Origin of the sequence: Mycolicibacterium arabiense (assembly GCF_010731815.2) — a bacterium.
Lineage (GTDB): Bacteria > Actinomycetota > Actinomycetes > Mycobacteriales > Mycobacteriaceae > Mycobacterium > Mycobacterium arabiense.
This window is the reverse complement of sequence record NZ_AP022593.1, coordinates 2,182,852-2,198,646: the sequence shown is the minus strand read 5'-3', so window position 1 is coordinate 2,198,646 and position 15,795 is coordinate 2,182,852. Positions and strand designations below refer to the sequence as shown.

Here is a 15,795-nt window from a genome sequence, read left to right as displayed (position 1 = left end):
CTGACCGTCAGGTCTGACAGACCGGACACCAGAACGAGATCCGCTCACTGCCGGTGACCTCGGCCCGATCCGACAGGACCGTCGTCCCGCAGCGTCGACACGGGCGCCCGACCCGGCCGTAGATCCACAGGTCACGGCCGGGTCGGGTGTCTCCGGTCGTGGTGCGGTTCACGCGGGAGCGGTTCAGCCACAGCATGTCTCGCGCCCGCTGCACGACGCGCAACGGGTCCTTCAGGTCGCCGACCGGGGTGGTCGGCAGCCGTCCCATCACGAAGCACAGCTCGTTGGCGTAGACGTTGCCGACGCCTGCCATCACCCGCTGGTCGAGCAGTGCCTCGGCGAGCGGCCGTTCCGGATCTGCGGCCAGGTTGGTCGCGGCCACCCGGGGTTCCCAGTCCGGACCGAGGAGGTCGGGGCCGAGGTGGTCGACGGTCGCCATGTCGTCGGCGCGATTGAGGATCTCCAGCACGCCGAGGTCGACGCCCGCCGCGCGGGAGTCGGCCGTCTCCAGCAGGATTCGCACCTTGTACTCGGGCACCCGGCGGATCTGGCCGCCGATCAGCCACGCGCCATCCATCTTGAGGTGCGAGTGGATGCTCGCGTCACCGGCCCGGATGAACAAGTGCTTGCCACGGCTGAGCACTTCGTCCACCACGCAGCCGGTGAGGTCGACGGTCGCGAACTTCGGCACCCGCACGTCGCACCGGGTGAGCGTCTTGCCCTCCAGCGCCTCGCGTAGCTTGGCCGCGGCGCGGAAGACGGTGTCGCCCTCGGGCATCAGGAGCCGCCCAGGTTCGCGTGCACGGTCTCCATCGCGTGTGCCGCCTCGCCGGCGATGCGCCCGACGAGTTCGGTCGCGCCGGTCACGTCGGTGACGAGGTCGACGGCTTCGCCCGCCCACACCGGCAGGTAGTCGGGGTCGCCCCGCTCGACGCCGTCGCGGTACTCGGCCTTGGCGCTGGAGTCGAAGCGCAGCGCATCCTCATGGCCATGCCACGCGTCGGTGAACCTGTTGCGCAGCGTGCGCGCGGTGAAGCGGTGCGGCCACGGCGAGTCGACGACGATGTCGAGGACGCGGTCGCGGGTCGTGCCCGCAGCCGATGCCCCGGTGATCGCGGTGCGTTCGCCGTCGCCCAGCAGCGCCTCGGGAGTCGCCTCGAATCGAGTGCCGATCATCGCGCCCGCAGCGCCGAGCATCAGGGCCGCCGCCAGTCCGCGGCCGTCGGCGACGCCACCCGCGGCGACGACCGGCGTGGTTCCTGCGGCGTCCACCACGGCGGGGACGAACGGCAGCGTGGCGCGGCCCTCGCCGTGCCCGCCTGCCTCGGCGCCCTGGGCCACGACGACGTCCGCGCCGACCTCGAGCGCGTGCAGCGCGTCGGGCAGCGTGGTCACCTGGACGAACAGTGGAATCCCGGCGGCGCGCACGGCGTCGGCGTGGGGCGTGGGGTCCCCGAACGACAGCATGATCGCCGCAGGCCGCTGGTCGATGACCCACTGCAGCACGTCGTCGTCGATGGCCCACGCCAACAGTCCGACACCCCAGGGCTTCTCGGTTCCGGCCCGAGCCAGGGCGCACTCGCGGCGAAGCCAGTCGAGGTCGCCGCTACCGACCATGCCCAAGCCGCCGCCATTGGCCACCGCCGCGGCCAGCCGGCCACCTGCGACACCGCCCATCGGGGCCGAGACGATCGGGTGGTCGATGCCCAGCAGTGACGTCAGCGTGGTGTGCAGCCCCATGCCTGCACTGTAGGCAGTCAGGCCGGGATGGAACTCAGCCCCTGCTCGGCCTGCTGGTGGCGGTGCTGGCGCTCGACGACGGCGAAGTAGAACGCGTACGCGAACGCGCAGCTGGTGAACAGGCTCGACACGAAGAACAGCCACGGCCGTCGGATGCCCCGGCGGTGGCCGTCCCAGATGGTGAACAGCGGCAGCAGGATGACGTTGATGATGGTGTAGTCCTGGCTCGCCGACGCCGCGGCCGGGTTCGCGTAACCCAGGACGATGAACTGCTGCCAACTCCCGGGGCCCCAGATGGGATTCCCGCCCTCGACCGCGTACTGGGCGACGAACTGGTGGTTGAAGTAGTAGCCGAGTGCGATCGAGGCCACCCCGACGACGTACAGCACGATCTCCATCGCAGAGAACGCCGGGCCGCCCGCGGGCTTGGCGAAGACCAGGGGATTGGCCCGGACGATCCAGGCGATGACGGCGAGGCCGAGAACGAAGTGGACGATGAGGGAGACCATGCGGCCAGTATCGGGCAGACCGGCCGGTGTTTTGTCACTTTTGACACTTGAGGTTCGGGCGCGCGCCCGCGTGTCACATGCCCTTGATCCGAACCGACTCCTCGGCCTGCTGCCCCATCAGCGTGGTGAACGCCTCGAGCACGGTTTCTCCACGCTCGTTCGTGCAGACGTTCCTGGTGACCACGATGTCGGCGCCGAATCGTTCGTCCACGGAGTGGATCTCCAGGCGCGCCCACAACTTGTCGCCGGGATGTATCGGCCGGTGGTAAACGAAGCGTTGATCGACCTGGACGATGTTCATCGTCTCGATGCCGACGTCGACGTTGCGGAAGAAGTCCTTCTGCACGAGCAGTGCGAACACCGACGTGAACGTCAGGGGCGCCAGGATTCCGTCGTGGCCGAGTTCTGCTGCCGGCTTCTCGTCGAAGCTAGCGGGGTCCTCGCACTTCACCGCCGCCGCGTATTCACGGATCTTCTCGCGTCCGACGACGAAGTGGTCGGGGTAGTGGTGGACCATCCCGCGGATGTCGGTCTTCAGCGCCATCGGTAACCCCCGCCGGCTTCGCCGGGCGTGCGCTCTGAGTTGAGAGCCCTCATGCCTTCATGCAAGCAAAGCGTCCGCCTCGACGCATCCCGAGCGCGGTGATCTTCCTCGCACTGGTCCGAAATACGAAAGGTGGCGTCTCGTCAGCGAAGCCGGAGCCCCCGCGGAGTCCGCGCGAACCCGGCGGCGACCAAGGCGTCGCCGACCAATGCCAGCGCTGGGTCCGCCGTCGTGTCGAGTACCGGCGTGCCGTTGACCTTCTCGACCAGCAGGGCCTGCAAACGTCCCGATCCGACCAGTTCGACCAGGGCGACCGCGGCGGCCCGATGCGTCTCGGGGTCCTCGGAGTACGACAGCAGGGTCCGGCCGCCGCGCTCCAGGAACCACGCGAGTTCGCCGTCGACCAGCACGACGAGGGCACCCGCCTTGCGTCCCGGTCGGTGCGTTCCCTCCGACGGCCACGGCAGAGTGGCGCCGTACGGGTTGGCCGGGTCGGCCGCGGCCAGCACCACCGACTCGTAGGCACGGGTTCCGGAGTCGACGTCGTCGAGATAGGTGCGCAACCGGTCGACGGTCGACGCGACGGCGAACTGCGCGCCGCCGAGGGACTCGACGAAGTAACCGCGCTGGCACCGGCCGGCCTCTTCGAACGCGCTGAGCACCTTGTAGAGCATCGCGAAACCGCCCGGCAGTCCCTCTGCGGCGCCCTTGGTCAGCACGCCGTACCGGTTCAGCAGGAGGTCCGCCGAGAAGTGCGTGCGGATGGTCGAATCCGGCTCCGGCATCGGCAGCGCCGACCAGCGGCCCGCCACCGTCGGATCCGACGTCCGCGTCTGGGCATGCGCCACGCTGTAGCGGCTCAGTCGCGGCCGCTGCGGACGTTGCCGGTGCGCACCGCCGGCCCTGCGGCGCGTGCCGCCCAGCATCGCGCGCACCGGACCGAACGTGTCGCCGGTGACCCAGCCTGCCCACACCAGTTCCCAGAGAGCCTGTTTCACGGTGTCGTCGGCCGCGCCTAGTTGACGGAAGAAGTACGCGCCACCGTTCTCCAGCGTGGCCATGATCTCGCGGTGGGTGTCGGTGAAGTCGATCTCGGCGGGCTGCGCGAGCGTCAGCGGTGCCGAGTCCGCGGTGTGGAATGCGATCCAACCGTCCGAGCCCGCGATGGGTCCGGCACCCGACCAGGTCACCTCGCCCGCTGCGAGTAGTTCGTCGAGCATGGCGGGCTGGTAGTCGCGGACGCGTTGGCCGAAGACCAGCGGCTCCACCGCCGAGGCGGGCACGGGAACGCCGGAGAGTTGGTCGATGACGCCGGCCAGCCCGTCGACGCCGGAGTTGCGGGTCGACCCGACGTGCTGCCAGGCCGGGAGGAACCGTGCGAACGCTGCGGTGCTGACGGGCTCGACCTGCGCGCGTAGCGCGGCGAGCGAGCGTCGGCGCAGGATCTTGAGAACGTCCGAGTCGCACCACTGTTCGCCCGGCGCCTGGTCCGATGTCGCCGCCGGGGCGGCTCCGAAAGTGAACTCTCCCTTGACCAGCTTGCCGTCGACCGCCATCCGGCCCAGCACGTCGGAGGTGACGCGCAGTCCGAGGCCGAACCGGGTCGCGGCGTCCTGCGTCGTGAACGGTCCGCTGGTGCGGGCATAGCGGCCCAGCAGTTCGCCCAGCGGGTCCGCGACCGATTCGGTGAAACTCGCGGGCACCCCGACGGGTACGGCGATGCCGACGCCGTCGCGCAGCAACCCGACGTCCTCGATGGCGACCCACCACGTCTGTCCTGCGAACGACACCGTGAGTGCGCGGCGCGCCGTGTGCAGCCCCTCGAGCCAGCCTCCGACGTCGTCGGCCGTCGATCGTGCCACGATCTCGGCCTCGGTCAGCGGACCGAGAAGGCGCAGCAGGTCGGCGACGGCTTCGGCGTCGCGCGCCGCGCGGTCCTCGGTCAGATGCTGCAGTTGTTTGATCGTCGACTCGATGACGGCGGGGTCGAGCAGTTCGCGTAGTTCGACGCGACCCAGCAGCTCGGCCAGCAGCACGCTGTCGAGTGACAGTGCGGCAGCGCGGCGTTCGGCCAACGGGCTGTCGCCCTCGTACATGAAGGCCCCGACGTAGCCGAACAGCAGCGATGCCGCGAACGGCGACGGGGTGGAGGTCTCGACCTCGAGGATCCGGATCTGGCGCGAGCTGATCCGGTTCATCAGGTCGATCAGCGTCGGAACGTCGTACACGTCCTGCAGGCACTCGCGGACCGTCTCGAGCACGATCGGGAAGTCGGGGTACTTGCGGGCCACGTCGAGCAGCTGGGCGGCGCGCTGGCGCTGGTGCCACAGCGGTGACCGCTTGCCGGGATGGCGACGCGGCAGCAGCAGTGCCCGCGCGGCGCACTCGCGGAACCGGGAGGCGAACAGCGCAGACCCGCCGACCTCCGTGGTGACGATTGGTTCGATCTCGTCGGCGTCGAAGACGAACAGCTCGGCGCCGGGAGCGGTGTCCTCGGTGTCGGGCAGCCGCACGATGATGCCGTCGTCGGACGCGGTGGGCTTCTCGTCGATCCCGTACCGTTCCCGCAGCCGCCGTCCGACGGCCAGGGCGAGTGGACCGTGCACGCGAAGTCCGTAGGGGGAGTGCAGGATCACCCGCCAGTCACCGAGTTCGTCGCGGAACCGCTCGACGAGGAACGTGGTGTCGGTCGGCACCGTCCCGGTGGCGTCGCGCTGCTCGGTCAGCAGCTGGTACAGGTTGTCGGTGGCGAAGTCGTTGAAACCCATGGTCTGACAACGCTCGTCGAACTTCGGCCGCTTGAGGCCGGCGAGTTGGCCGGTGAACGCACCGATGGCCGCACCCAATTCGGCCGGCCTGCCGACGCCGTCGCCGCGCCAGTAGGGCAGCCGCGCAGGCTGGCCGGGAGCCGGGATGACGAGCACGCGGTCGTGGGTGATCTCGGTGATTCGCCAGCTGGTGGCGCCGAGGGAGATGACGTCGCCCGGCCGCGATTCGTAGACCATCTCCTCGTCGAGTTCGCCGACGCGCGAAGGCTTCTCGGTGTCGGCGTTGGTCGCCAGGTAGACGGTGAACAAACCCCGGTCGGGGATGGCTCCGCCCGAGGTGACCGCGAGGCGTTGAGCCCCTGGCCGAGCGGTCAACGTACCCGCATCGCGGTCGTAGACGAGCCGAGGTCGCAGCTCGGCGAACTCGGTCGACGGGTACTTGCCGCTCAGCAGGTCGAGCGTGGCCTCGAAGGCGCTGCGCGGCAACGTCGCAAACGGTGCGCTGCGGCGGACGACCTCGAACCACCGGTCGGCGTCGATTGGCTCCAACGACGCGGCTGCGATGGTGTGCTGGGCGAGGATGTCGAGCGGGTTGGCGGGCACCCGCATGGTCTCGATTTCGCCGGTGAGCATGCGCTGCACGGTGACCGCACAATCGATCAGATCGGTGCGGTGCTTGGGGAACAGCACGCCGCGGGACACCTCGCCGACCTGGTGGCCCGCGCGTCCCACGCGCTGCAGGCCGCTGGCCACCGACGGTGGTGCCTCGACCTGGATGACGAGATCGACCGAGCCCATGTCGATCCCGAGTTCCAGGCTCGACGTGGCGACGACGGCACGCAGCCGGCCCGACTTGAGATCGTCCTCGACGATCGCGCGCTGCTCCTTGCTGACCGACCCGTGGTGGGCCTTGGCCAGCAAGGGCTCCGCGCCCGAGGCCTGGCCGCTGGCCATCACGTGGGCGGGCGCGCCGCCGGCGACCTTCGGGTTCTTCTCCTCGGGGAGTTCGGTACCGGTGCGTTCGGCGTAGATCTCGTTGATGCGCGACGTCAGCCGCTCGGCGAGCCGGCGGGAGTTGGTGAACACGATCGAGCTTCGGTGCGACTCGATGAGGTCGACGATGCGCTCCTCGACGTCCGGCCAGATCGTGTTGTTCACGAGGTCCGCCATGTCGGGCACCGGCACCTGGACGGCGAGGTCCCAGGACTTGCCGGAGGCCGGGGCGACGATGGACGTGGGTGCCGCTCCCGACAGGAAGCGCGCGACGTCCTCGGGTGGCCGGACGGTGGCGGACAGCCCGATGCGCTGGGCGGGCGCATCGAGCAGCTGGTCGAGCCGTTCGAGCGACAGTGCGAGGTGCGCTCCGCGCTTGGTGCCTGCCACGGCGTGCACCTCGTCGACGATCACGGTGGTGACGTCGGTCAGCGACTCTCTGGCCGCGGAGGTCAGCATGAGGAACAGCGATTCGGGCGTCGTGATCAGGATGTCGGGCGGCTTGTTGATCAGCTCGCGACGGCGGGCCGGCGACGTGTCGCCGGAGCGGACGCCGACGGAGATGTTCGGCACGGGTGAGCCGAGTCGCTCGGCGACGCGGGTGATGCCGATCAGCGGTGTGGACAGGTTGCGTTCGACGTCGACGGCCAGCGCCTTGAGCGGCGAGACGTACAGGACCCGGGTGCCCGGCTTGGGTTCGCCGGCAGGGGTCGGCTCCGCGGAGGCGAGCCGGTCGATCGCCCACAGGAACGCGGCCAACGTCTTGCCCGAACCCGTCGGGGCGATGACCAGGGTGTTGTCACCACCGGCGATCGCGGCCCAGGCCTGCGCCTGCGCGGACGTGGGTTCGACGAACGTGCCCGCGAACCAGTCCCGGGTCAGCGCGCTGAACGGCGCGAGCGGGTCGGTGGTCGTGGCCATCTGACCATGTTGCCTCGCGGCACCGACAAGCCGGGCATCCGCCCAGCTCAGCGACGCTCGGGCGCGACGGCGTCGGCGAGTTCCGGCGGGATGTTGGGCACCCTGGCGATGGCGTCGAGCAGCGCGTGGGCGCAGGAGTCGGCGACCCATTCCCCGTCGATCGTGGGGTCGAGCACCCGCTGCCTGCACAGCTCGAAGGTGTAGGCCAGCCACCCGTAGACGATGACGCGCAGGTCGCGCTCGAGCTTGGGATCCAACGCGTCGCCGATGGCCTCGGTGATGCGTGCGGAGATGCGATTGGCCTGGCGGTCGTTGTCGAGGTCGTCGATACCGCGCAGCACCGGGTCGGACCGGCCCATTCCCACGTAGGCGGCCCATGCGCCGTGCGGGTGGTCGTCGTCGTAGTGGACGTAGGCCAGCACGCCGGCCCGCAACTGGTCGAACAGGCTCTGCCCGGGCTGCGGCGGGGTGTTGGTGGCCTCGAACAGGCGCTCGCCCTCGGCGCGTACGACCGCGGCGAAGAACGCGCGCTTGTCCGGGAAGTAGTGGTACATCAGCGCCCGGGAGACGCCTGCCCGCTCGGCGATCTCGTCGATGCGCACTTCGTCGTAGGGCCGCTGCCCGAACACCTCGGCCCCGAGCGCGAGGAGTTCGTTGCGACGGTCACCCGGGGAGAGTCGCCTGCGCCCCGGTGCTGCCACGCGCCCCATCCTATTGATGAACGTGCGCGGAACGGTCAGGGGCATCTAGTGCGGTACGAACTGCAGGCCGACGTGCCCCTCGGAAAGTTCCCAGAGACGGACGGCGTCGGCCGCATCGCTGGCGGGTTCATAGACGTCCTGTTCGGCGGGAGCACCCGACACGTGCTGGAATCCGCTGGGTCCATAGAACTTGCCGCCCTCGGATTGGGGATGGGTGGCTGCATACAGCGCGGGCAACAACCCCTGGTCGACGGTTTGGGCCAGGATGCCCATGCGTGCCAGCGACCGGATGACGCGCACCGAGAGGGTGTCGGTGGCGCGGCCCATGTGCGGTTGGGCGGCGAGGAGGTTCGTGGCGGTGACCCCGGGGTGGGAGACGTTACTGGTGATTCCCCAGCCGGCGACCTGGCTTCGGCGGTTCAGTTCCAGACCGAACATCAGGTTGGCGATCTTGGATTGGCTGTAGGCCTTGCCGGAAGAGTAGGACTTCTCGAAGTTCGGATCCTCCCAGTTGATGGCGTTCGAGCGTGCCGCGACGCTGGATTGGGTGGTGACGCGGGCGTTGCCGGCGGACAGCATCGGTAGCAGTCGTGCGGTCAGTGCGAAGTGCCCGAGATGGTTTGTGCCCCACTGCAGTTCGAAGCCATCGCTGGTCGTTCGGCGGGTGGGTGGGTTCATCAACCCGGCGTTGTTGATCAGGACGTGGATCGGTCGGTCCTCGGCGACGAGCCCGCCGGCAGCGTCGGCGACGGACTGCAGTGACGACAAGTCCATCTGCCTGGTGCTGATCCGAGCGCCGGGATGGGCGGCACGGATGGATTCGACCGCGTGCTGGCCCTTGGCCGGGTTGCGCACCGGCAGGATGACTTCGGCGCCGGCAGCTGCCAACCGTCCCGCCAGCCCGAGGCCGATGCCGTCGCTACCGCCGGTGACGACGGCCAACTTGCCCGTGAGATCCGGTACTGCCACTTCGGCCTTGCGCGCCATGGTCTTCTCCTCAGATTCTGCTGAAACGCCTGTGATTTCAAGCGTGCCAGGATCATCGGAAGGCATTCAGGGGCCGGTTATCCACGGATCGACGATCCCCCCGTGGCAGTGCTCGGATTGTCGTCACCACGGGTAGATGGCGCCGGTGTCGCCGAGGAACTGGGCCGTCGGCCCGTCATCGCCGATCATCGCCATCCGCACGGCCACCTTGGCTCCATCAGCCGGGTCGCCCGCCCCTGGAGTCGGTAGTCCGCCGTTGAGTTCGGTCGCTCGGTACCCCGGGCAGACGGCGTTCACCTTGACGCCTTCGTCGCGCAACTCGTTCGCGTACAACACGGTCAACGCGTTGAGCGCAGCCTTCGAGGATTGGTAGGCGGCTTGGTTCATCTTCGTCAGTTCGACGTCGGGGTCGGCCATCAGGCTGATCGAGCCCATGCCGCTCGACACGTTCACTATCCGCGGGGAGGCGGATCTGCGCAGCAACGGCAGGAACGCGTTGGTGACGGTGACGACTCCAAAGACGTTAGTCTCGTAGGTCCGTCGGAGGTTCCCGGTGGTCATCGCCGACGCCGGCTCGAGCCCGCTGGTGATGGCGGCGTTGTTGACGAGGACGTCGAGCCGGCCATTCGCTTCCTCGACGTGTTCGGCTGCCGTGGCCACCGACGCGGCGTCGGTGACGTCGAGTCGAACGAATTCGACGTCGAGGTTCTGCTTCCCGAGGAGGTCGGCGGCCGCTCGACCGCGGCGTACGTCGCGGGCCCCGAGATACACGTGCGCTCCCTGCCGTGCGAGTTGGTTGACGATGTGGTTGCCGATCCCCTTGTTCCCGCCGGTGACGAGGACGATCTTCGACGTCGTGTGCATACGACCCACGATCGTCTGGGCACCGTCTGACTGCCACACACGAGTTGTGTCTGCCAGCGTTCGCGATGCGGCGGCATACTGGGGTAATGGACCAACGGCCGCTGGCGCGTTTCCTGCGCAGTCGGCGGGCCCTGCTCGGGCCGACCGACGTCGGTCTGACCGATGCCGGGCCGCGCCGGACCCGCGGTTTGAGGCGGGAGGAAATCGCAGCGTTGGCGCACATCTCGGCGTCGTACTACGCCCGCCTGGAGCAGGCCCGCGGCCCCCGCCCATCGGCAGCGGTGATCAGCAGTCTCAGCAATGCGCTGATGCTGAGCGACGATGAACGAACGCTGCTGTTCACCCTGTCGGGACGCTCACCCGAGCGCGACGACAGAACGCTGCGAAGCGACGTCACGCCCAGTGTTCTCGATCTGATCGACCGCATGCCCGGTACTGCCGCCATCATCCTGAATGCGAAGTTCGACGTGCTCGCGTTGAACCCGCTGGCGAGCGCGCTCTTCGAGGCGTTCTCGGCGCAGGCGAACACCGAGCGCAACCTGGCGAGAGCCTATTTCCTGGCACCCGACCCGTCCCGTCGCCACTACGGCGTCAGCGCGACCGAGGACTTCGCGGAGTTCGCGGTCAGTCAGCTTCGTGCGGCCGCCGAGCGCTACCCCGGTGACCGAGGGTTGGCTGGGCTCGTCACCGAATTGCGTTCGCGGAGCGTCGAGTTCGAGCGGCTATGGCATGAAGTCGACAACGTGCTACCGCGACACCAGAAGAAGTCGTTGAACCACTCCGTGGTCGGGTGGATCGAGTTGCACTGCAACGTCCTGTCCATTCCGGACCGGGATCAGTCGGTCGTGCTCTTCACCGCCGACCCTGGTACGACGTCGCATCGCGCGCTGTGTTCGTTGGCGCTCAACGATTCCGAGGACTTGGAAACGGCCACGTACCGCTGACGTTCAGTGGCGGGTAGCTCGTTGTGTCCGGTGCCGCCGCGCTTGGCGATGTCGCTCAACACTTCTGCCGCGGCCAGTTCGTCATGTGCAGCGAGGCGATCGAACCCGTCGACTGCGGGATACGCGTAGCGGCCGAGGGTTGCGATGCACAGGGCGCCGACGACGAGGATGCCCATCAAGACCGGGATGACCGGGTCATACGACCCGAACTCGTCGTAACCCAGCCCGAGGAGCAGCGGTCCCAGCGCGCTGCCGAGGATGAATACGGCCTGAACGGGTCCGAAGATGCTGCCGAAGTTGCGGGTGCCGAGATGGCGAGTGATCAAGAGCGCAAGGAGGTCGCCCTCGATGCCGAACGCAATGCCTATGAAGGCGACCGCGACCGCCGCGGTGGGGAACGGCGGGTGCAAGAAGAACATGCCGAGGATGGGCGCCAGAATCACGATCGGCCCGACGATGGAGCCATGCACGCGGTCGATGACGAAGCCGCCGCTGACTCGGCCGACCAGAGAAGCCAAACCGAAGATCACGAGCAATGCGCCAGCCTGGTCGGCGCTCAGGCCACGGTCGGTCATCATCGGCACGAGGTGGACTTGGAGGCCGTAGACCACGACGCCAACCATGCTGAGTCCGATGGCGATACCCCAGAACTGACGAGTGCGGAGCGCCTCCCGGATCGTCGCACCTGGTAGTTCGAGACTGACGTCGCGGTCCCCGACGTGGGCCTCGTTCACCAGCCGCCCACGAACGTGTCGTTCGGCCCGACCGCGTACGAACACCGTGATCACGGTGACCGAGACCGACGCTGCCATCACACCCATGAAGACGTAGGCGAGCCGCCAGCCCACGCCGTCGATGAGCGCACCCGCCAGAAGAGGACCGAGCGCCGCTCCGAGTCCGATGATGCCCGTGACGATGCCTACGGCGAGGGCACGGTTGTTGTCGAACCAGCTCACGACGACTCGGGTGGCGGGCACGGTGGTCCCTGCGCCGAAGAATCCTACGAAGAAGCAGGGTATGAAGTAGGCGGCCTCGACGGGCGGTGCCAAGCCGATCGCCGCGAGGGACGCCGAGAAGAGCACGAACGCCGGCACGAGAATGAAGCGCGCGGCATAGCGATCGACGAGCCGCGAGACGATGATCAGTCCGACGACCATTCCGACGGCCGCCACCGAGAACGAACCGGTGACCGTCGTGCGCCCGAAGCCGGTGTCTTGCGCAATCGGCGCAACGAACACGCCGATGGTGGCGAGATACATCTGCGGCCCGACGGCGGCGGCCGTACCCGCGCCGAAGACCACACCCCATGGGCTTCGGGTCCTGGCAGGCCCGTCCGCTTGCACTCGGGTACGTGGCATGTGTTGCGCTCCTTGCTATTCGGAAGATCCGGCTCGCTGACGAGGGTGGCGGTGACGCCCATCTTCGGGGGCGGGCACGGGTCTATCCAGGGCCTTTCGATCACAGGCTGAACAGACCACCGCTGAATCCGTAGAGGGGGATTGGCAGACCGTGACTACTTCGGCTCACAACCGGTAGAAACGACGGAGTGCTTCGAACGGAAGGGGAGCAGCGTGATCGACCGAACCGGGCTCGCGGGATTCCTCCGCAACAGGCGTGAGGCGTTGCAGCCCGAAGACGTCGGCCTGCCACGCGGTCAGCGGCGACGGACCAGCGGTCTGCGACGCGAGGAAGTCGCATCGCTCTGCAACATGTCCAGCGACTACTACTCCAGGCTGGAACGCGAGCGTGGCCCCCAGCCGTCACAACAGATGCTGGCGTCGATCGCCCAGGGGTTGCATTTGTCGGTCGACGAGCGCGATCACCTGTTTCGCCTTGCGGGGCACAACCCACCGGCACGGGGGACGTCGAGCGAACACATCAGTCCGGGCATGTTGCGCATCCTCGATCGACTCGAAGATACTCCCGCGGAGATCGTCACGGAACTCGGCGAGACCCTGCGGCAGACTGCGATGGGGGTCGCACTCAACGGCGACACCACCCGATACACCGGACCCTCCCGCAGTAGCGGCTACCGATGGTTCACCGATCCGGCGGCGCGGGCGAGGTATGCACCCGAGGAGCATTCGTTCATGTCTCGGATGTACGCCTCGGGTTTGCGCGAGTTCGTAACGCTCCGCGGGCCGAATTCGCGAGCCGCCCAGCTCGCCGACCTGCTTCTCGAGAGCAACGAGGAGTTCCGTCGCCTGTGGGAGGACCACGAGATCGGTGTACGGCCGCACGACGTCAAGCACTTCGTTCACCCCGAGGTGGGCGCACTGGAGTTGAACTGCCAACGGCTCATCGACCCTGCCCAGGGTCACTCCCTGATGGTGTACACGGCAACTCCTGGCAGTGATAGCTACGAGAAGCTCGAGGTCTTGAGAGTCATTGGGGCGCAAGCGCTGTGATGAGTGGCGAGGTCCCGAGTCACCCCTGCACGGTCGGTCGGATCGACATTTCGCCGATCTCGACCTCCCATGGTTGGTCGACGGCGAACTCGACCGCCCGTGCGACGGCGTCGGGGTCGAGTGCGAAGGCCTCCATGCCACGGCCGATCTCGTCACGTATGGCGGGGTCGGTGATGGAGTCGCCGAACTCGGTGCGCACGTAGCCCGGCGAGATCGCCGTGGTCTTCAGCGTCCCGTCGGTGGACTCCTGACGCAGCCCCTCCAGGATGGTTCGGACGGCGTTCTTCGTGGCGGCGTACACCGCCATCGTGGGCACGATCTTCAGTCCGGCGGTGGAGACGATGGTGACGAAGTGACCGCGGCCTCGAGCCTCGAAGACGGGCAGCGCGGCGTCGATGCCGTGTAGGACGCCGCGCAGATTGACGTCGATCATCGCGTCCCAGTCCGTTCGGCGGCGAGCCGACATTGGCGAGATCGGGCCGATCCCAGCGTTGCTGACCAACACGTCGAGTCGGCCGTACGTTGCGACGGCGGTCTCGACCAGGCGTTCCAGGTCCTCGGCACGGGTGACGTCCACCGTGACCCTGGTCGCCCGACCTCCTGCCGCTTCGATCTCCGACGCCAGGGCGTCGAGGCGGTCGGCGCGGCGGGCCCCGAGTACGACGGCGGCCCCCTGGCTGGCGAGCCGCCGTGCCGTCGCGGCGCCGATACCGCTGCTGGCGCCGGTTATCGCCACCACCTTGTCGTCGAGTGAACCCATGACTAACCTCCAGAAGTAATGCGGACGACTTGTCCGTTTCGATCAAAGCGGACAAATTGTCCGTTTGCAAGTCGGTCGGTGGGCCGAACGGCGGGGGAGGACATGGCGGAACGTAGCGACGCGGCTCGCAACCGCGCGTTGATCATCGAGGCCGCCAGGGAACTCATCACCGAGCCGGGGGAACTCAAGCTCAGTGCGGTCGCCAAGCGGGCGGGGCTGGGTCAGGGCACCCTCTACCGTCACTTCGCCACCCGCGAGGAACTGGTGCGCGCCCTCTACGACCGCGAGATCGACGAACTCGTCGCCCTGGCCGACAGGCTGCTCGGCGAGCACTCACCCGACGAGGCACTCAGGCGGTGGTTCACCCATCTGGCGGCCTATGCGCGGGTGAAGTTCGGGGTGATCGCCGCTGTCGAGGCCTCGGTATGGCACGACATCGGGGCGCAGACTCCGGGCAAGCTCGGCGAGGCGCTCACCGCCCTGCTCACCGCAGGCCGAGCGGACGGCGTACTGCGCGACGACGTCGACTCACGCGACGTGATCCTGCTGTCCTGGTTCCTCGCCCACGTGGAGGAGGAGGAATGGGCCGAGCGAACCCCGCGCCTGCTCGCCGTCCTGCTCGATGGCTTGACCACCCGTTAGGACGAAAGCCCCGCCGCGGAATCGATGAGCAGCCAGTCGGGTTGCACATCAGATGCCGGAACGGAGCCCGAACGTGACGACACGAGCCATCCAGATCCCCCGCGGCGCATTCACGCTCGCGGCGAACGTGCACCTACCGAACGACTTCGACGCGTCGCGCTCGTACCCAGCGGTCGTGCTGTCGACACCCGGTAGCAGCGTCAAGGAGCAGATCGGGGCGAACTACGCCTCCCGGCTGGCCGCGCACGGCATCGTGGCGCTTGCCTTCGATCCCGCCCACCAGGGTGAGAGTGGCGGAGGCGACAGGGATCTCGAGGACCCGTACCAGCGTGGTGAGGACATCTCCTACGCGATCGACGCCTTGAACGTCCTGCCGGGCGTCGACGCCGATCACATAGGCGTGCTCGGAATCTGTGCGGGTGGCGGTTACGCCGTGCACACCGCCCGCACCGACCACCGCATTCGTGCGGTGGGCACCGTGGTGCCCGTCGACATCGGCGCCGCGTGGCGCTCGGCGGCGTTCGCCCCCGGCGGACCGGCCGTAGCCCTCGACGACATGGCGACGGCCCGGACCCGCGAGGTCCGAGCCGGAGAACCGGGTCGCGTCACGTGGCTTCCCGACACGCTAGAGGACGCAGCAGCGGCCGGGATCAACGACATCGACAACGTCCAGGCAGTCACCTATTACCGGACTCCCCGTGGGGCGCACCCACGTTCGACGAACCGCCGGCTCGTACGCAGTGACGCGCTGTTGATGGGATATGACGCCTTCCACCTCGTCGATCAGCTCCTGACCCAGCCGCTGCAGGTCGTCCTCGCCGGGCGTGAGGGGGTCACCGGGTCGTACCAGGCGGGCCTGAGGTTGTGGCAGATGGCGCCCAATCCGGTCGACCTGATGGTCGTGGAGGGCGCAGGCCACTACGAGATGTACGACGTACCCGAGTACGTCGACCGAGCCGTCGACCGCCTGGCCAGTTTCTTCGGCGAGCACCTCGCCGCCCGCTGACCCGCCAG

The 15,795-nt window shown here is 68.2% G+C and carries 14 protein-coding genes; 4 read left to right on the top strand and 10 right to left on the bottom strand.

All coding sequences use genetic code 11. From position 1 onward, the window contains the following. Nucleotides 1–7 precede the first annotated feature (7 nt). The 8 genes from nei2 to G6N61_RS12240 all read right to left on the bottom strand — a co-directional run bounded on the left by nei2 (nt 8) and on the right by G6N61_RS12240 (nt 10,027). The gene (gene nei2, locus G6N61_RS12275) at nt 8–778 is read right to left on the bottom strand and encodes an endonuclease VIII Nei2 (RefSeq protein ID WP_163918777.1); all 771 of its coding nucleotides are present in this window, start codon (nt 776–778) and stop codon (nt 8–10) included. Continuing rightward, entirely contained in the window at nt 778–1,740 is a 963-nt protein-coding gene (locus G6N61_RS12270; RefSeq protein ID WP_163918776.1) for an NAD(P)H-dependent flavin oxidoreductase, read from the bottom strand. Before G6N61_RS12270 ends, nei2 begins: the two co-directional genes overlap by 1 nt. Before the next feature lie 17 nt (nt 1,741–1,757). After that, nucleotides 1,758–2,249, bottom strand: coding sequence for a DUF2834 domain-containing protein (locus G6N61_RS12265; RefSeq protein ID WP_163918775.1), 492 nt, complete (start codon nt 2,247–2,249; stop codon nt 1,758–1,760). Nucleotides 2,250–2,322: 73 nt separating this feature from the next. Further along, nucleotides 2,323–2,793 carry a (3R)-hydroxyacyl-ACP dehydratase subunit HadC gene (gene hadC / locus G6N61_RS12260; RefSeq protein ID WP_163918774.1) on the bottom strand — a complete coding sequence of 157 codons (471 nt, stop codon included), beginning with the start codon at nt 2,791–2,793 and terminating at the stop codon, nt 2,323–2,325. A gap of 143 nt (nt 2,794–2,936) precedes the next feature. After that, nucleotides 2,937–7,475 (bottom strand): ATP-dependent helicase, encoded by a 4,539-nt coding sequence (locus tag G6N61_RS12255; protein ID WP_163918773.1) that lies wholly within the window; start codon nt 7,473–7,475, stop codon nt 2,937–2,939. 47 nt (nt 7,476–7,522) lie between these two features. Then, complete coding sequence (locus tag G6N61_RS12250; RefSeq protein WP_163918772.1) at nt 7,523–8,185, bottom strand: TetR/AcrR family transcriptional regulator; 663 nt, start codon at nt 8,183–8,185, stop codon at nt 7,523–7,525. Nucleotides 8,186–8,221: 36 nt separating this feature from the next. Next, complete coding sequence (locus G6N61_RS12245) at nt 8,222–9,163, bottom strand: SDR family oxidoreductase (protein WP_163918771.1); 942 nt, start codon at nt 9,161–9,163, stop codon at nt 8,222–8,224. A 123-nt stretch (nt 9,164–9,286) separates the two neighbouring features. Next, nucleotides 9,287–10,027, bottom strand: coding sequence for an SDR family oxidoreductase (locus G6N61_RS12240; protein ID WP_163918770.1), 741 nt, complete (start codon nt 10,025–10,027; stop codon nt 9,287–9,289). Nucleotides 10,028–10,113: 86 nt separating this feature from the next. Between G6N61_RS12240 and G6N61_RS12235 the strand changes: the two genes are divergently transcribed. Next, entirely contained in the window at nt 10,114–10,971 is an 858-nt protein-coding gene (locus G6N61_RS12235; protein WP_163918769.1) for a helix-turn-helix transcriptional regulator, read from the top strand. Here the strand turns inward: G6N61_RS12235 and G6N61_RS12230 are convergent. Beyond that, nucleotides 10,863–12,329, bottom strand: a complete 1,467-nt coding sequence (locus tag G6N61_RS12230) for an MFS transporter (protein WP_198339338.1) — start codon at nt 12,327–12,329, stop codon at nt 10,863–10,865. The two genes, G6N61_RS12235 and G6N61_RS12230, sit on opposite strands and share 109 nt — an antisense overlap. Nucleotides 12,330–12,542: 213 nt before the next feature. Between G6N61_RS12230 and G6N61_RS12225 the strand changes: the two genes are divergently transcribed. Next, nucleotides 12,543–13,379: a helix-turn-helix transcriptional regulator gene (locus G6N61_RS12225; protein ID WP_163918768.1), complete on the top strand. Its 837-nt coding sequence runs from the start codon at nt 12,543–12,545 to the stop codon at nt 13,377–13,379. A 19-nt stretch (nt 13,380–13,398) separates the two neighbouring features. Here G6N61_RS12225 and G6N61_RS12220 read toward each other — a convergent pair whose 3' ends face one another. Further along, nucleotides 13,399–14,139: an SDR family oxidoreductase gene (locus tag G6N61_RS12220; protein WP_163918767.1), complete on the bottom strand. Its 741-nt coding sequence runs from the start codon at nt 14,137–14,139 to the stop codon at nt 13,399–13,401. A gap of 102 nt (nt 14,140–14,241) precedes the next feature. Here G6N61_RS12220 and G6N61_RS12215 point away from each other — a divergent pair, with 102 nt between their 5' ends. Together G6N61_RS12215 and G6N61_RS12210 are read left to right on the top strand one after the other, a co-directional pair. Beyond that, nucleotides 14,242–14,781: a TetR/AcrR family transcriptional regulator gene (locus tag G6N61_RS12215; RefSeq protein ID WP_163918766.1), complete on the top strand. Its 540-nt coding sequence runs from the start codon at nt 14,242–14,244 to the stop codon at nt 14,779–14,781. A gap of 73 nt (nt 14,782–14,854) precedes the next feature. Beyond that, a complete protein-coding gene (locus tag G6N61_RS12210) occupies nt 14,855–15,787 on the top strand; it encodes an alpha/beta hydrolase (protein WP_198339337.1) in 933 nt (310 codons plus the stop codon). Nucleotides 15,788–15,795: the final 8 nt, after the last annotated feature.

Coding starts and splice junctions, on each gene's coding strand:
- G6N61_RS12265 (WP_163918775.1), bottom strand. CDS start 2,249: ATGGTCTCCCTCATCGTCCACTTCGTTCTCGGCCTCGCCGTCATCGCC.
- G6N61_RS12245 (WP_163918771.1), bottom strand. CDS start 9,163: ATGGCGCGCAAGGCCGAAGTGGCAGTACCGGATCTCACGGGCAAGTTG.
- G6N61_RS12230 (WP_198339338.1), bottom strand. CDS start 12,329: ATGCCACGTACCCGAGTGCAAGCGGACGGGCCTGCCAGGACCCGAAGC.
- G6N61_RS12270 (WP_163918776.1), bottom strand. CDS start 1,740: ATGGGGCTGCACACCACGCTGACGTCACTGCTGGGCATCGACCACCCG.
- nei2 (WP_163918777.1), bottom strand. CDS start 778: ATGCCCGAGGGCGACACCGTCTTCCGCGCCGCGGCCAAGCTACGCGAG.
- G6N61_RS12220 (WP_163918767.1), bottom strand. CDS start 14,139: ATGGGTTCACTCGACGACAAGGTGGTGGCGATAACCGGCGCCAGCAGC.
- G6N61_RS12255 (WP_163918773.1), bottom strand. CDS start 7,475: ATGGCCACGACCACCGACCCGCTCGCGCCGTTCAGCGCGCTGACCCGG.
- G6N61_RS12250 (WP_163918772.1), bottom strand. CDS start 8,185: ATGGGGCGCGTGGCAGCACCGGGGCGCAGGCGACTCTCCCCGGGTGAC.
- G6N61_RS12240 (WP_163918770.1), bottom strand. CDS start 10,027: ATGCACACGACGTCGAAGATCGTCCTCGTCACCGGCGGGAACAAGGGG.
- G6N61_RS12215 (WP_163918766.1), top strand. CDS start 14,242: ATGGCGGAACGTAGCGACGCGGCTCGCAACCGCGCGTTGATCATCGAG.
- G6N61_RS12235 (WP_163918769.1), top strand. CDS start 10,114: ATGGACCAACGGCCGCTGGCGCGTTTCCTGCGCAGTCGGCGGGCCCTG.
- hadC (WP_163918774.1), bottom strand. CDS start 2,793: ATGGCGCTGAAGACCGACATCCGCGGGATGGTCCACCACTACCCCGAC.